The organism is Tardiphaga sp. GW822-FHT04G09, from assembly GCF_058800725.1.
In genome coordinates this window covers 395188-411234 of the sequence record NZ_JBXAMO010000002.1, presented here as the reverse complement: position 1 = coordinate 411234, position 16047 = coordinate 395188, and the positions used below count along the sequence as shown (strand labels likewise).

Annotated in this window: 13 protein-coding genes; 2 read left to right on the top strand and 11 right to left on the bottom strand. The window is 62.1% G+C overall.

The window, feature by feature from the left end; translation table 11 throughout:
* Window positions 1-29: 29 nt before the first annotated feature.
* Entirely contained in the window at window positions 30-1535 is a 1506-nt protein-coding gene (locus AC1RLZ_RS05650) for an acetyl-CoA acetyltransferase (protein ID WP_493187813.1), read from the top strand.
* A 202-nt stretch (window positions 1536-1737) separates the two neighbouring features.
* Here AC1RLZ_RS05650 and AC1RLZ_RS05645 read toward each other — a convergent pair whose 3' ends face one another.
* The 5 genes from AC1RLZ_RS05645 to ltnD all read right to left on the bottom strand — a co-directional run bounded on the left by AC1RLZ_RS05645 (window position 1738) and on the right by ltnD (window position 9596).
* Entirely contained in the window at window positions 1738-2943 is a 1206-nt protein-coding gene (locus tag AC1RLZ_RS05645; protein WP_371421842.1) for an efflux RND transporter periplasmic adaptor subunit, read from the bottom strand.
* Window positions 2933-6130, bottom strand: coding sequence for an efflux RND transporter permease subunit (locus AC1RLZ_RS05640; RefSeq protein ID WP_493187812.1), 3198 nt, complete (start codon window positions 6128-6130; stop codon window positions 2933-2935). The genes AC1RLZ_RS05645 and AC1RLZ_RS05640 overlap by 11 nt, the downstream gene beginning before the upstream one ends.
* Window positions 6131-6589: 459 nt before the next feature.
* Complete coding sequence (otnK, locus tag AC1RLZ_RS05635; protein WP_493187811.1) at window positions 6590-7867, bottom strand: 3-oxo-tetronate kinase; 1278 nt, start codon at window positions 7865-7867, stop codon at window positions 6590-6592.
* Entirely contained in the window at window positions 7864-8646 is a 783-nt protein-coding gene (otnI, locus tag AC1RLZ_RS05630) for a 2-oxo-tetronate isomerase (RefSeq protein WP_493187810.1), read from the bottom strand. Before otnI ends, otnK begins: the two co-directional genes overlap by 4 nt.
* Before the next feature lie 17 nt (window positions 8647-8663).
* Window positions 8664-9596 carry an L-threonate dehydrogenase gene (gene ltnD, locus AC1RLZ_RS05625; RefSeq protein ID WP_493187809.1) on the bottom strand — a complete coding sequence of 311 codons (933 nt, stop codon included), beginning with the start codon at window positions 9594-9596 and terminating at the stop codon, window positions 8664-8666.
* 131 nt (window positions 9597-9727) lie between these two features.
* Here ltnD and otnC point away from each other — a divergent pair, with 131 nt between their 5' ends.
* Window positions 9728-10390, top strand: a complete 663-nt coding sequence (gene otnC, locus AC1RLZ_RS05620) for a 3-oxo-tetronate 4-phosphate decarboxylase (protein ID WP_493187808.1) — start codon at window positions 9728-9730, stop codon at window positions 10388-10390.
* A 12-nt stretch (window positions 10391-10402) separates the two neighbouring features.
* Here otnC and AC1RLZ_RS05615 read toward each other — a convergent pair whose 3' ends face one another.
* The 6 genes from AC1RLZ_RS05615 to AC1RLZ_RS05590 all read right to left on the bottom strand — a co-directional run bounded on the left by AC1RLZ_RS05615 (window position 10403) and on the right by AC1RLZ_RS05590 (window position 15947).
* Window positions 10403-11107: an ABC transporter ATP-binding protein gene (locus tag AC1RLZ_RS05615; protein WP_371421836.1), complete on the bottom strand. Its 705-nt coding sequence runs from the start codon at window positions 11105-11107 to the stop codon at window positions 10403-10405.
* Entirely contained in the window at window positions 11091-11825 is a 735-nt protein-coding gene (locus tag AC1RLZ_RS05610) for an ABC transporter ATP-binding protein (protein WP_371421835.1), read from the bottom strand. The genes AC1RLZ_RS05615 and AC1RLZ_RS05610 overlap by 17 nt, the downstream gene beginning before the upstream one ends.
* Window positions 11822-12805: a branched-chain amino acid ABC transporter permease gene (locus tag AC1RLZ_RS05605; RefSeq protein ID WP_493187807.1), complete on the bottom strand. Its 984-nt coding sequence runs from the start codon at window positions 12803-12805 to the stop codon at window positions 11822-11824. Before AC1RLZ_RS05605 ends, AC1RLZ_RS05610 begins: the two co-directional genes overlap by 4 nt.
* Window positions 12805-13638, bottom strand: coding sequence for a branched-chain amino acid ABC transporter permease (locus AC1RLZ_RS05600; RefSeq protein ID WP_493188001.1), 834 nt, complete (start codon window positions 13636-13638; stop codon window positions 12805-12807). The genes AC1RLZ_RS05605 and AC1RLZ_RS05600 overlap by 1 nt, the downstream gene beginning before the upstream one ends.
* Window positions 13639-13796: 158 nt before the next feature.
* Entirely contained in the window at window positions 13797-15047 is a 1251-nt protein-coding gene (locus tag AC1RLZ_RS05595; RefSeq protein ID WP_371421833.1) for an ABC transporter substrate-binding protein, read from the bottom strand.
* An 81-nt stretch (window positions 15048-15128) separates the two neighbouring features.
* The gene (locus tag AC1RLZ_RS05590; protein ID WP_493187806.1) at window positions 15129-15947 is read right to left on the bottom strand and encodes a putative hydro-lyase; all 819 of its coding nucleotides are present in this window, start codon (window positions 15945-15947) and stop codon (window positions 15129-15131) included.
* Window positions 15948-16047 lie beyond the last annotated feature (100 nt).

The window sequence follows — 16047 nt, the reverse complement described above, 5'->3', positions numbered from 1 at the left end:
GAGGATGTTGAAGAAAGTGAAACAAGAAAATGACCAATCAAGCTGAAGACCGCATTCCCGTCATCGTCGGCGTCGGCGAGTTCTCCGATCATCCGAAGGAGCTCACGGAGGGTCTCGAGCCGCTCGCGCTGATGCTTGAGGCGCTGAAGCGCGCGGAGCAGGATTCCGGCGGCAAGCTGCTTGGCGATATCGACTCGCTCGACATCGTGAACTTCCTGAGCTGGCGCTACACGGCGCCGGAGAAACAACTCAGCGAGAAGCTCGGTATCACGCCGAAGCACGCTTATTACGGGCCGGTCGGCGGCGAGAGCCCGATCCGCTATATCCATGAAGCCGCAAAGCGCATCGCGCGCGGCGAGTCCCAGGTGGCAGCAATCACCGGCGCGGAATCGCAGGGCACGGCCACCAAGGCCGAACGCGCCAAGGTTGATCTACCCTGGACGCCATTCGCCAAGGATGCGCCGGAGCCGCTGCGCGGCGCCAACTACCAGAAGCCGATGGCAACGGCGCTGGGCGTTGCCAAGCCTGTCACGGTCTATCCGTTCTATGAAGCCGCCTCTGCCGCGCATTGGGGCCAGACGCCGCGCGAGGCACATCGCGAATCCGGCGAGCTCTGGTCACGCTATGCGGGTGTCGCTGCGACCAATCCCGAGGCATGGATCAAGAAGGCTTACACACCGGAACAAATCACCACACCGACACCCGACAACCGGCTGATCGCGTGGCCCTATACCAAGCTGATGGTCGCCAATCCTATGGTCAACCAGTCGGCCGCTATCCTCGTCACCAGCCTTGCGAAAGCGCGTGCCGCCGGCGTGCCCGAGGACCGCATGGTGCATATCTGGGGCGGTGCCTCGGCTGAAGAGCCGCGCGACTATCTCGATCGCGATCAGTATGTGGAAAGCCACGCGCAGAACGCCGTGCTGAAAGCCGCGATGGATCTGGTCGGCGGCTCCGGCAAGAATTTCGGCGCCATCGAGCTCTATAGCTGTTTCCCCTGCGTGCCGAAGATGGCCCGCCGCACCCTCGGCCTCGGCGCCGACGTACAGCCGACGGTGACGGGCGGTCTCACCTTTTTTGGCGCCCCACTCAATGACTACATGGCCCATGCCGCCTGCGCGATGGTGCGCAAGATCCGCGCCGGCACCAGGACGGGACTGCTCTACGCGCAAGGCGGCTTCGTCACCAAACACCATGCGCTGGTGGTGTCGAAGGATATGCCGAAGGAAGCGATCGCGCAGGACACCAATGTGCAGGCTGACGCCGATCGCAACCGCAAGCCCGTTCCAGCATATGTGACCGAGGCCTCGGGCAACGGTACTGTCGAAAGCTTCACGGTGATCTACGGCCGTGGCGGCGAGATCGAGCACGGCGTGGTGATCCTGCGCACCGCAGCCAATGAACGCGCGCTGGCGCGTGTGCCGGCGCAGGACAATGCGACGCTGGCGTTTCTGATGGATCAGGACAAGACGCCGGTGGGGACATCCGGCGCGATCAGCACGGCAGGTGATGGTGTGCTGGAGTGGCGGGTGTAGGGAGGCGCTGAAGGGCCCCCACCCCGACCCTCCCCCGCAAGCGGGAGAGGGAGTCCGGCTGTGCCGCGGGAATGGTGCGAGCTTTATGTCGCTAGACGAGAGAAGGAGCTCAGCCCTTCATCTCAAGATCATCAATATCGAACGCACCGGCGCTGCGCTCCCTCTCCCGCTTGCGGGGGAGGGAGAAGAGACGGCATACGTCCTAGCCCTTCACTTCCTTCTTCTCCGTCTCCGCCGTCGGCTTGCCGCCCTTCGGCGCGCTGCCGCCGGTGATGCGGACCTTGTCGCCGTCGCTGAGGCCATCCGGGGGCGCAATGACGATGCGGTCGTCGGCGGCGATACCGGACGCGAGTTCGATATCACGGCCAAGGTCGCGGGCGATGGTCACGGTCTTGAACAGGATCTTGTCGTCCGGCCCAACGGTCGCGACTCGCAGGCCGTTCTTGTTGAAGATCAGCGCCGAGGCCGGCACGTGCAGCGGCGCGGAATCGCGCGCGAGGCTCATCTTCACATTGGCATAACCACCCGGGAGCAATTCCCCGTTGGTGTTGTCGAGCACGAGCTGCATGCGCGTGGCGCCCGATGCCACATCGACGGACTGCGACGAGGCTTCCACCGTGGCCGGGAACGTCTTGTTCGGATGATCGGGCACACTGATGATCGCTTTGGCGCCTAACCTGATCGCCGGCACATAGCTCTGCGGCACGTCGACATAGACGCGCAGCTTCTTGATATCAGACACCACGAACATCGCGGCGCCGGTGCCGGTGCCGCCCGAGATCAGCGCACCGACATCGGTGTTACGCTGGGTCACAACACCATCGAACGGCGCGGTGATCTTCTTGTAGCCGGCCAGCGCTTCCAGGCGCTCGACATTAGCCTGGCCGGAATTCACGGCGGCGCGTTTGTTGTTCAGATCGGCGGTGCGCTCGTCGATTTCCTGCGCCGAGACGAAATTCGACGCCACCAGCGTCTTGCGGCGGTTCAGCGTCGCTTCCGACAGTTTGGCGCTGGACTGTTGGCTGACAAGGTCAGCGCGGGCCTGCAGCAACTGCTGATCGAGGTCCGGGGCTTCAATCTCGGCGATCACCTGGCCGGATTTGACCTGTGCACCGATATCGGCGCTCCAGCTCTTCAGATAGCCCGAGACGCGGGCAAAAATCGGCGCGCGGTAATAGGCCTCGAGCCGGCCGGGCAGATCGAGCGTGGCGCTGAGCACACGTGCATCAGGCGGCGCCACGGCGACGCTGGGGATCGCCTGATCGTCGGTCCAGGCCTTCAGGTCGGTCTCGGTCTTGGCGCGGGCCATGATGCCGGTCACGACGATGGCACCGGCGGCGCACAGGCCAATCACTCCGACCAGGCCGAGCTTGCGGCGTGACACCGGGGGGGTCTGCTCAGTGGGCATGCAAAGTCTCCGAGGTAGCCACGTCAGCCACAGGCTGATTTTCGGGCTGCTGTTTCTTGTGAACCATGCTGAACACCACCGGCACGAACATCAACGTGGCGATGGTAGCAAAAATCAGGCCGCCGATGACAGCGCGGCCAAGTGGCGCATTCTGCTCGCCGCCCTCGCCGAGCCCCAGCGCCATCGGCGCCATGCCGATGATCATGGCCAAAGCGGTCATGAGCACAGGGCGGAAGCGAACGAAACCGGCTTCGGACGCGGCCTTGATCGGATCGCCGAGGATCGCGTAGCGCTCGCGGGCAAAGGAAATCACCAGCACCGAATTGGCCGTGGCGACGCCCATGCACATGATGGCGCCGGTCAGCGCCGGTACCGACAAAGTCGTCTGCGTCGTGAACAGCATCCAGACGATGCCGGCCAATGCTGCCGGCAGCGCGGTGATGATCACGAACGGATCGGACCAGGACTGGAAGTTCACGACGATCAGGAGATAGATCAGCACGATGGCGCCGAGCAGGCCGAACAACAGGCCGGCAAAGGCACTGTTCATGGTCTGCACCTGACCGAGCAGCGCCACATTGCTGCCCTTCGGCACATCCGCCTTGGTTTCTTCCAGTACCTTGTAGATATCGTTGGACACGGAGCCGAGATCGCGGCCCTGCGTGGTGGCATAAATCTGCACCATGGACTGGATGTCATATTGCGACACCACGGCATTCGAGGTCGAGCGGTTGATGCTGGCAATGCCGCCGAGCATCGGCGAGTTGTTGCTGGCGTTCACTGCCGTGATCGGCAGCGTTTCCAGCGCGCCCAGCGAATCCAGCTTGTATTGCGGCGTCTGCATCACGATCGAATAGGACACGCCGTTATCGGGATTGAGATAATAGGTCGGCGCGACCTGCGACGAACCGGCGAGATTGACCACGAGGCTGTTGGTGACGTCGCGTTCGGTCAGACCGACATATTGCGCACGGGTGCGATCCACATCGATGTTGAAGCCGGGATTGTTCGGCGACTGCTGGATGCGCGCATCGGCAATGCCCGGAATGCGACGGATCTTGCCGAGCAACTTGTTGGCATATTCAAAATTCGCAGCGAGATTCGCGCCACGGATCTGCAGATCGATCGGTGCCGGTGCGCCGAAATTGAGGATCTGGCTGACGATGTCGGCAGGCAGAAATGCAAAGCTGACGCCTGGAAACTGCCGCGGCAGTTGCTCGCGCAATTGTCGCACATATTCCTCGGTCGGTCTGTGGTCATCCTTCAGCTTGATCTGGAAGTCGCCATCCTGCGGACCGATTACGCCGGTGTTGTTATAGGTCAGATTGATGCCGGAGACGGGCATGCCGATATTGTCGGTCATGGTCTCGATCTGGTCCGGCGGAATGATCTGGCGCACCGCCTTGGTGATATCGGCGAACTGGTTAGCGGTTTCCTCGATGCGGGTGCCGACCTGAGCACGGACATGCATCAGGATGGCGCCACCGTCGACCGACGGGAAGAAGTTGCGGCCAAGGAACGGCACCAGCAGGAACGACACGGCGACGACGCCGAGGAAGCCGATCACAAAAACGGGACGTCGCGCCAGCGCCATGTCCAGCAGGCCATGATAGCCGCCGCGGATACGCTCGAAGCCGGCCTCGAAGCCACGCTGGAAGCGCACCAGCGGATTGCTGGTCGGCGGCTTCTCGCCCTCATGATGGACATGCGGCTGCAGCAGATACTTGGCCATGGTCGGCACCAGCGTGCGCGACAGCAGGAACGACCAGACCATCGCGAACATCACCGCTTCCGCCATCGGCACGAACAGGAAGCGCGCAATGCCATTGAGGAAGAACATCGGCACGAAGACGATACAGATACAGAGAAGCGATACGAAAGCGGGCGTTACGATCTGCGCCGCACCGTCCATGATCGCGGTCTCGACGTCCTTGCCCTGCTCCAGATGGTAATTGATGTTCTCGATGGTCACCGTGGCGTCATCGACGAGAATGCCGACTGCGAGTGCCAGACCGCCCAGCGTCATGATGTTCAGCGTTTCGCCGATCATCGACAGCATGATGATGGCGCCGAGCACCGCCAGCGGGATCGATACAGCGATGATGACCGTGGAACGCCAGCTGCCGAGGAACAGCAGGATCATGACCGAGGTCAGCAATGCCGCGATGACGCCTTCGACGGCCACGCCCTTGATGGCGCCGCGCACGAAACCGGACTGGTCGCCGATATAGCTGATCTTCAACGCATCCGGCAGCGCGGAGCGATAGTCGATCACCTTCTGCTTGATGCCGGAAATGATATCGAGCGTGGAGACCGAACCGGCCTTCAGCACCTGCATCAGCACGGAACGATTGCCGTCCACATGCACGATATTGGTCTGGGGTGGATTGCCGTCGCGCACGGTGGCGACGTCATCCACATAGACCATGGCGCCGTTGACGCTCTTGATTGGCAACCGGCCGAGCTCTTCGATCTTCAGCGGCGAATTGTTGAGATTGATCGTGTATTCAAACTCGCCGATCTTCTGCGTACCGACCGGCGTGATCAGGTTCTGCGCCGCCAGCGCATTGGCGACGTCCTGCCCCGATAGACCGCGCGCCTGCAGCGCGCCGGAATTGAGGTCGATCTGGATCTGGCGCTGCTTGCCACCGAATGGATACGGAATCGCGGCACCAGGCACGGTGACCAGCGGCGTGCGGAGCTGATTGATGCCGATATCGGCGAGGTTCTGTTCCGTGAGACCGTCACCCGAAAGAGCAACGTTGATGATCGGAACCGTCGAGGCCGAGTAGTTCAGAATCAGCGGCGGCGTGGCGCCCGGCGGCAACTGCTTGATCAGCGTCTGCGAGATCGCGGTGACCTGCGCATTGGCGGTGCGGATATCGACATTGGGCTGGAAGAAGATCTTGATGATGCCAAAGCCGGCATAGGAATTCGCCGTGATGTGCTCGATGTCATTGACCGTGGTGGTCAGTGCGCGCTGGAACGGCGTGGTGATACGGCCGGACATCTGGTCGGGCGGGAGGCCCGTATATTGCCAGACCACGCCGATGACCGGGATGCGGATATCAGGGAAAATATCGGTCGGCGTGCGAAGCGCGGCCAGCGGCCCCACAATCAGCAGCAGCAGGGCCAGCACCACAAAGGTGTAAGGCCGGGTCAGGGCGATGCGCACCAGCGAAATCATGAACGGGCAGTCCTCGATACATTGACGAGAGGGGCACAGCGGAGGACCCGCCTGCACACGGTCGAATTCACCTATTTAGAGACATCGCCCGTATTCGATTAGGGAGCCGCGCCGGCATAAGCCTATCGGCTCGGTCCATGAATGAACGGGCAATCCTCTTTTGCATGAAGGGCTGCGAACGAGCGGTTTCCGCGCCTGCTCACATCAGCAGATTTAGCCGAACTGCAACAAAATAGCCAACGCACGGTGCCTCACGGCCCTTCACTTCGGCGGTATTGTTAATTGTTTCCGCGCCGCCGTGGCGTCCACACAACAGTTTCAGGCTTTAAAAGGCGTGGTTGCGGCTCACGCACCCAAGGCGTCACGCACGGGTCAAGATGAACTATCTGTAATGCGCGCGACACGAGCAGGGCCTTGCCTATTCGGGCAGCCTGTCGCCCCGGGATTGGGCGGCAGGCATCAGGCCATCAGGCCAAGCGCGTTGGCGAAGAAATCCGCCCCCCCGAAATTGCCGGACTTGAGCGCCAGCAACATCTCGCGCTCCGCCGCACCGACCGCGCGCAATACCGGCACACCGGGAGCGATTTCCGCACCGACCAGGAAGCCCGGAATACCCAGCCGATCGACAACGGCGCCAGAGGTCTCGCCGCCGGCCACGACGAGCCGTTGCACGCCGGCCCGGACGAGGCCGTCAGCGAGATCGGCCATCGCCTGTTCGATCGCATGCCCCGCCGCATCGCGGCCATGGCGCTTTTGCAACGCCGTCACCTGATCCGGCGTCGAACTGCTGGCGATCAGGACCGGGCCCTTGCCCAACCGCTCCTTCGCCCAACCAAGGGCGCGCTGCACTTCAGCGCCGCCGGCCATCACCTGCTCGGGATCGAGATGCAGCACCGGCATCACCTGTTCGGCACGCGCTATCTGCTGCAGCGTCGCCTGCGAACAACTGCCGGCCAGACAGGCTGCAGCGCCGCCCGCAGGCGTGTCCTTGATCGAGGTGGCCGCATTCGCCTTGACGCGCCCCGACGCGACCAACGCGCGCGCCAGACCGAGCCCCATGCCGGACGCACCGACCGAGACTCGATGGCCGAGAGCGACCACCCCGATGGTTTCCAGATCGCTGGCAAACACAGCGTCGATGATCGCCGCGCCAAAACCATTCTCCGACAGTCCGTCGAGATGCGTGCGCACCACGTCGGCACCGCAGGCGACAACGCCGAGATCGACCAGCCCGATATTGGTCGCGCTCTGCCGCGCCAGCACCCGCACGAGATTGGAGTCATGCATCGGATTGAGCGGGTGGTCCTTCAGCGGGCTCTCGTTCAGCGGTACGGCACCGACGAACAGATTGCCCTGATAAACCGTGCGACCGGTCTCCGGAAATGCCGGCGTCACCAGCACGATGTTGTCGCCGGAATCGATGCGCAGCGCATCCATCACCGCACCGATATTGCCCTTGTCGGTGGAATCGAACGTCGAGCAGATCTTGAACAGCACATGATCTGCGCCGCGGCTGCGTATCCATTTCTCGGCGGCGCGCGATTTCTCGACTGCTGCGCGTGCCGCGATCGAGCGGCTTTTCAGCGACACAACAACGGCATCGACCTCCGGCAGCTGCAGATCATCGGCGGGAATGCCGATGGTCTGCACCGTCCGCAGACCGCAGCGGGTCAGCGTGTTGGCGAGGTCGGACGCACCCGTATAGTCGTCAGCGATGCAGCCCAGCGCCAGCGTCATGCGCGCACTCCAGCATAGGGCTTGAACCAGCCGAGGCCAGCAACGGTGTCACCAGCAGGGCGATATTCGCAGCCCACATAATTGTCGTAACCGAGACGGTCGAGCTCATCGAACAGGAACGGATAGTTCAACTCCTCGCCGGACGGCTCATTGCGCGACGGCACGCTGGCGATCTGGATGTGCCCGATCCACGGCAGCATTTCACGCAGGCGCATGGTGACGTCGCCGTGAATGATCTGGCAGTGATAGATATCGAATTGCAGCCCTAGATTGGGGATTTTCATGTCGGCGATGATGTCGCGCGCGAACATGAAGTCGTTGAGAAAGTAGCCGGGCACGTCGCGCGGATTGATCGGCTCGATCACCACATCGATGCCATGCTCGCCGAGAAAATTGGCGGCCCATTCGACGGATTTGCGGAAGGCTGCCACGGCCTTCGGATCGCGGCGATCCGCAAGGCCCGCCATCATGTGCAGGCGACGGACATTGGTGGCCAGGGCATAAGGCAGTGCCGTGTGAATACTCTGCCTGAGGTCATCGAACTTGTCGGGACGTGCGGCAAAGCCCTTTTCGCCCGCGTTCCAGTCCCCCGGCGGGAGATTGAACAGCACCTGCTTGAGCGCGTTGCGTTCCAGCCGCTCTGCAATCGCTTCCGGCGGATGCTCATAGGGAAACAGGAATTCCACAGCCGTGAAGCCGGCTTTGGCCGCGGCATCGAAGCGATCGAGGAACGCATGCTCGTTGAACATCATGCTGAGATTGGCGGCGAAGCGGGGCATTGATCGTCCTCTTGCTCTTAGTTCGATTCGCCCGGCAGCTTGGTGCCGGTGACCTTCGCATACATCCGCGCCACGGACGCATCGTCATCGCGGCCCATGCCGGAGGCCGATGTCATCAGGAACATCTGCAGCGCCGCAGCGGAGACCGGCACGGGAAATTTTGCCGTGCGCGCCATATCCTGAATGATACCGAGATCCTTGACGAAAATATCGACCGCGCTCCGCGGCGTATAATCGCCGTCGAGCACATGCGGCATGCGGTTCTCGAACATCCAGGAATTGCCGGCGGAGGCGGTGATCACCTCATAGACCTTGCGGATGTCGAGACCCTGCTTCGCCGCAAAGGCTATCGCCTCGGAGGCCGCGGCGATATGCACGCCGGCTAGCAACTGATTGATCATCTTGAAAGCGGCGCCCTGCCCGGCGGCATCGCCGAGTTCGTACAGCTTGGCGGCCATCGCATCGAGCGCCGGCCGCGCTCTGGCAAAGGCGGCCTCGCTCCCGGAGGCGAGAATGGTGAGTTCACCTTGCGCTGCGCGCTGTGCTCCGCCGGAGATCGGCGCATCGAGATAATGCCGGCCGGTGGCTTCGAGATCCCCAGCAAGGCGGCGCGCGACATCGGGATCCATGGTGGCGGACGAGACGAATACCGCGCCTTTCGGCAGGGTTTCGGCAACGCCATTCGTCCCGAACAGGACGGTCTCCGTCTGCGCGGCATTGACGACGACGCTGACGACGATATCCGCGCCTTGCGCGGCACCCGCCGGCGTATCCGCGCCCTGCCCTCCGTCCGCCACGAAGCGGTTCACCGCATCCGCCGAGACGTCGCAACCGGTCACCGTGAAGCCGGCCTTCTTGAGCGACAGGGCCATGCCGTAGCCCATCGATCCCAAACCGATAACGGCGACACGTGGTCTCTCAGAACTTGGTTTTTCAGATGCAGGTGACATGCGGCAATTCCCTGGGGTCCTCGATGGCCAGCTTGAGGCGGCCTTGCTTCTCGGTAACACGGCTTGGCCATCATGCCAAAGCATGGGAAAAGCATCACGAGATAACGCCAAGAAAGTACCGAGGACATCCGGTGACTGACACAAAGCTGCGTGAAGAGATTTGCCGGCTCGGCCGCTCGCTGTTCGACCGCGGGCTGACGCCGGGCTCATCCGGCAATATCAGTGTGCGCTGCGATGACGGCGGCTGGCTGGTGAGCCCGACCAATGCGTCCCTGGGCTCGCTCGATCCGGCCAGACTGTCGCGGCTCGACAGCAACGGTCGCCTCATCTCCGGCGATGCGCCGACCAAGGAGGTTCCGCTGCATACGGCGCTGTATGAGACCCGCAGCGCCGCCCGCGCCGTGGTGCATCTGCATTCAACCCATTCGGTGGCGGTGTCCATGCTGCCGGAGATCGACCCGCGCGCCGCGCTGCCGCCGATGACACCCTATTACCTGATGAAGTGTGGCGCGACCGCGCTGGTGCCGTATTATCGGCCGGGCGACCCGGCGGTCGCCGATGCCATCAAGGGCCTCGCCGGCAAATATTCATCGGTTCTGCTGGCCAATCACGGGCCAGTTGTCTCAGGAGACACGCTGGAAGCGGCGGTCTATGCCATCGAAGAACTGGAAGAGACTGCGAAGCTTTACCTGCTGCTGCGCGGGTTGAATCCACGGCATCTTACGCCAGCGCAGGTGAAGGATCTGGTGGCGACATTCGGGCTGGCGCTGCCGGAGCATGGACACGATCATTAATCGTATCCTGACTTACAGCCCCAGATACGCCTTGCGCACATCGGGATTGGTCGCGATCTCCGAGGCCTTGCCCTGCATCTGGACGCGGCCGGTCTGCAGGATATAGGCGCGGTCGGCGATTTCCAGCACTTCGGCCATGCGCTGCTCGACGATCAGCACGGTCATGCCGGTGTTGCGGATCTTGACGACAGCCTGGAAGATTTCGTCGACCAGTTTCGGCATGATGCCCTGCGAGGGCTCATCGAGCATCAGCAGCCGCGGCCGGGTCATCAGCGCGCGGCCGATGGCCAGCATCTGCTGCTCACCGCCGGACAGCGTCTCGGCGCGCTGCTCGAGCCGCTCCGACAGCCGCGGGAACAGTTCGAATACCAGATTCAACGGTTGGTCGCGGTCGGCCTTGCCGCGATACATGTAGCTGCCGAGGCGGAGATTATCCTCCACCGACAGGCGCGGAAACAGCCGGCGGTTTTCCGGCACATAGGCAATGCCCCGCGCCGTGATGAGATGCTGCGCGATGCCGTTGATCTGCTCGCCGTCGAAGGTGACGGTGCCCGAACGCGGACGCTCCGCGCCGGCGATGGTCTTGATCAGCGTCGACTTGCCGGCGCCATTGGCGCCGCAGACCGCGACGATCTCGCCCTTGGCGACATCGATAGTGACGTCCGAAATGGCGACCAGCCCCTGATAGGCGGTGGTGGCTTCACGCACCGACAGCATGACGATCCCCGAGATAAGCGCTGATGACTTCCGGATGCCGCACGACATCGGTGGGTTTGCCTTCGACAAGCTTCTTGCCGAGATTGAGCACGATGGCGCGGTCGACCAGCGGCATCACGATTTCCATGACGTGTTCGACCATCAGCACGGTAACGCCGGTGTCGCGAACCTTGCGCACCAGCGCGACGCCGGACTGAGCCTCCAGCGGCGTGAGGCCGGTGAGACACTCGTCAAGCATCAGGAGCTTGGGCTCGGTGGCCAGCGCACGCGCGACTTCGAGGCGGCGTTTCTCCGACGGAATGAGATCGCGGGCGAGCTTGTCGGCTCGCGGGGCGAGGCCACAGAACTCAAGCACCTCATGCGCCTTGCGGCGGGCATCGCGCATCTTGTCGTTGCGGATCAGTGCGCCGACGATGACGTTGTCGATAACAGTCATGGTCTCGAAGCTCTTCACCACCTGGAACGTGCGCGCGATGCCGAGCGCGCAGCGCTCGGCTGCCGGGAGCCGCGTGACGTCCTTGCCGTCGAACCAGATCGTGCCCTGGGTCGGCGGCAGGACACCGGCGATCAGGTTGAACAGCGTCGACTTGCCGGCGCCGTTCGGGCCGATCAGGCCGACGATCTCGCCGGCGCCGACGGAGATCGAAACATCGCTATTGGCGATCAGGCCGCCGAAGCGCTGCCAGACACCACGGGTTTCAAGCAGAGGCGCACTCATTGCGGCACTCCCTTCGGGGCCGGGCGCCGCGAGAACAGGCCGAGCAGACCATCCGGCCGTGCCAGCGAGATCACCACGATCACCGCACCGTACAGAATGAGATCGACGCCGCGGCCGGAGCCGCCGATGAAGGAGCGCGTCAGTTCGGTCATCGGGATCAGGATGACCGCGCCGAGCACGGGTCCCCACAGCGTGCCGATACCGCCGAGCACCGCCGGCAGCGCCATCAGCAACGAGAACTGGAAGGTCATGACGCTTTCAGGATCGATATAGGAGACGAACTGCGCATAGAACGCGCCGCCGATTGCGGTGAGGAAGGCCGAGACGGCCGCCGCGCCCATCTTGGAATTGAACACCACGACGCCGAGGCTTTCAGCGGCATCGGGATTGTCCTTCACGGCACGCCACCAGTACCCCCATTTGGAGTCTTCCAGCCACCAGGTAATCAACCAGGCGACACAGCAGAACACCAGAGCGAAATAATAGAACGGCAGCTTGCTACGGGTGAACTGGAACTTGGCCCAGCTATCGCCACGCACGGGAATGTCGATGCCCAGCGCCGCGCCTGCATAATCCCAGTTGTGGAACAGCAGGAAGCCGATTTCGGCAATCACGATGGTGGCGATGACGAAGTAGTGGCCGCGCAGGCGGAAGGTCGGATAACCCAGCGCCAATGCGATCAGCGCAGAGAGAACGCCTCCGCCGAGCATGCCGAACCAGGGCAGCACGCCGAACTTGGTGAACAGCAATGCCGTCGTATAAGCGCCAAGGCCGAAATACAGCGCATGGCCGAGCGATATCTGGCCGCAATAGCCGCCCAGGATATTCCAGGCCTGCGACAGTGCCGCATACATCAAGGTCAGCACCATGATGTTCTGGACATAGACGTCCTTGACGAAGAACGGCACGCAGGCGGCGATGGCCGCGAGCACGGCAGCGAGGATGAGGTCGCGGCGGCGACGCTGGGTGAAGCTGTCCATCAGATCGATCCGAACAGGCCGCGCGGCCGGACAAAGACAACGAGAAGATAGACGGCGTAGATGCCGACCGATTTGAGCGACGGCGGCAGGATCATCGCCGTGGTCGCCTCGACCAGACCGACGATGATGCCGCCTGCGAACGCGCCGAACACGCTACCGAAGCCGCCGAGCGCCACGGTCACGTAAGCAATCAATGCGAAGGACGCCCCGACATCGGGATAGACATAGAAGAAGATCGCCATCACGCCGCCGGCGAGACCGATCAGCGCGGAGCCAAGGCCCCAGCCCAGCGCGAACACCTTGTTCTTGTCGATGCCGACCAGCGCCACCGCGCCGGCATCTTCGCGGGTCGCTTCCAGCGCGCGGCCGAAGTCGGTCTTCTTCATGAAGAAGTAGAGCGCGCCGAAGGCCAGGATCGAGATCAGCGCGCCGACCAGCTGCGGGACCGGCAGGAACACGCCGAAGATCGAGATCGTCTTGCCGCCGAGGAGCGACGCCGGGATGCTGCGATAATCCGGGGTGAAAAAGAACTGCGCGAGACCGCGCATCAGGATCGCGAGACCGAAGGTCGCAAAAATCTGCACCATGCCAATATTGGCCTTGGCCCGCATCGCAAACCGTATGACGACGAGATAGATGACTGCGCCGAATACGAACATGCCTGCGGCGACAATCGGAATCGACAGCAGCGGGTCGACTGCCCAGAACATGAACAGAAAGAAGGTGAGGTACATCGCCAACATCAGGAATTCGCCATGGGCGAAGTTGGTGACGTCCATCAACCCGAAGATCAGCGCGAGGCCGACCGCGAGCAGGCCGTAAAGCAGCCCCATCAGCAATCCGCTGGCAAGGCTCTGGATGATGGTCGCGGCGGTCAAAGGCTTCCCCTTCTCAAGTCGGCAAAACGCGGCGGTGAGGCTATGCGCAGACCCATTCTTCGGAATGTATGGGTCCCCGCTTTCGCGGGGACGACACCGAGCATGAGGCCGCCTTACGGCATCGGCCAGATCGCATCCGCCACCGCGGCCTGTGGCGGGAAGATGGTGACGAACTTGCCGCCATTATATTGCAGCAGTACCGGATCGGCGTTGTTGTTCTGTCCCATCTCGTCGAACTTGACTTTCGCCCACGGCATGATCGTGCTTTCGCCCGGCATGTCGGTGGCGACCAGCGCTTCGCGGATCTTTTCGCCATCGGTGGACTTGGCGCGGTTGATGGCGTCAGCCATCACGATCAGACCCATGAACTGGCGCGACGAGTAGTCGTTGAAGTCCTTGCCGGACTTCTCCTTGAACATATCGTTGATCTTGCCAACCATCGGACGCTTGACGGCGAGATCGAGCGAGAACGAGCCGCGCGAGATCACGCCCGGAATCTTGTCACCGACCGCGTCATACAGTGCCTTCTCGGAGAAGCCTGCGTCCTGGGCGACGATGTTCTTGGCCTTGTAGCCGAGTTCGCCCATGGTCTTGATGAGCAGGATGCCATCGGTGGTATAGCTCGACGGCATCAGCACGTCGGCATTGGCGGCCTTGAGCTGCTGCACTTCGGCGGTGAGCGACGGCGAATTGGCGCGATACTTGATGTCGGCGACGATCTTGTAACCGCGATCGGCAGCGAGCTTGAGCTGCGCATTGGCCGAGTCGGTACCGAAGATCGTGTCTTCATGGAACAGCGCCAGCGTTTCGATCTTCTGGCCCTTCTTCTTCAACGCATCGAAGAAGTCGAACATGGCAGTGGAGAACATCTCGTCATGCGGCGCGGCGCGGAAGTAATACTTCAAACCACGGCGATGCAGGCTCGGCGACGAGTTGTCGGCAGACAGGAACGGGATCTGGTAGCGTTCGCAGATCTGGCTGACGGTGACCGCGACGGCACTCTGATAGGTGCCGACGATGGCCGAGACTTTCTCCTGCGTGATGAGGCGCTCGGCTTCGGCGCGGCCCTTCTGCGGATCGGCCTGATGGTCGGCGAAGACGAGACGCACCTTCGCCCCGCCGAGGCCGGTGAAGCCTTCGCCCTTTGCCATCGGCAATGCGAAATCGTAGTCCTTGTTGATGATGTCGGCAGCAGTTTCAAAGGCCTTCTGCGCATCGACGCCGATCTGCGCGCTGGCGCCGGACAGCGGATAGATCACGCCGATCACGACTTCCTTGACCTGCGCGCGCGCTGGCTTGGCAAGAGGCAACAGCGCGGCAGAAGCGGCGCCTCCGAGCAATACGTTTCGGCGAGAAATCGTCATGTCTTTGTCCTTTGTGACCGGCGGCTATCGATGAAACTAATCAAGGTTACGGTAAAGCCCGAAAGATCGGCAAGCTGCTTCTTATAAAACAGCCAAATGCTTATTCTTGAGATCAGTAACGAGCATCACGCCCGGTGCATGTGTAATTGCGAACGGTACACGCGCTGCAGCAATGACGGCCTGAGGCGTGACGCCGCAAGCCCAGAACACCGGGATTTCGTCGTCGTTGATACGCACGGCATCACCGTAATCAGGCTTGTTGATATCCTTGATGCCGATCGACTGCGGCAAACCCAGATGGACCGGCGCACCATGCACTGCGGGAAAACGCGAGGTGATCTGGACGGCGCGGATCGCATCAGCCGGCTTCAGCGGTCGCATCGACACCACCATCGGCCCGGCGAACGGGCCGGCGGATTTGCAGGCGATGTTGGTGCGATACATCGGCACCAGCACATCCTGCTCGATGTGGCGGATCGGCAGGTCGTCGGCCATCATCGCTTCTTCGAACGAATACGAGCATCCGATGACGAAAGATACGAGATCGTCGCGCCAGTATTTCGTCACCTCGTAAGGGCGATCGATCGCCTCGCCGTCCTTCCAGACCACATATTGAGGAATGTCAGTGCGGATATCGAGATCGAGACCGAGCGCAGGAATGCCGGGATTGCCCACATCCGACATACCGATGATCGGACACGGCTTCGGATTGAGCTGGCAGAAGCGATGGAAGGCCGCGGCCTGGGCTTCTGGCAGGATAACGAGGTTACCTTGGACATAACCGGGGGCGACGCCGGCGGTGCTGCCATATTTGCCGGCCCTGTAAGCGCGGCGGGCTGCGGCGCTTGGCAAATCCGAGGATCGATTGTCATTTTGCTGCGGTGCCGAAGAAATAGCCATCTTACCACCCTGCCTAATTCTGCCTCGACACGCACTGAAACTCAGGGCTAGTATAATGTCTAATCGTTGTTTTTAATCAGCATGCATAAATTCTACTTAT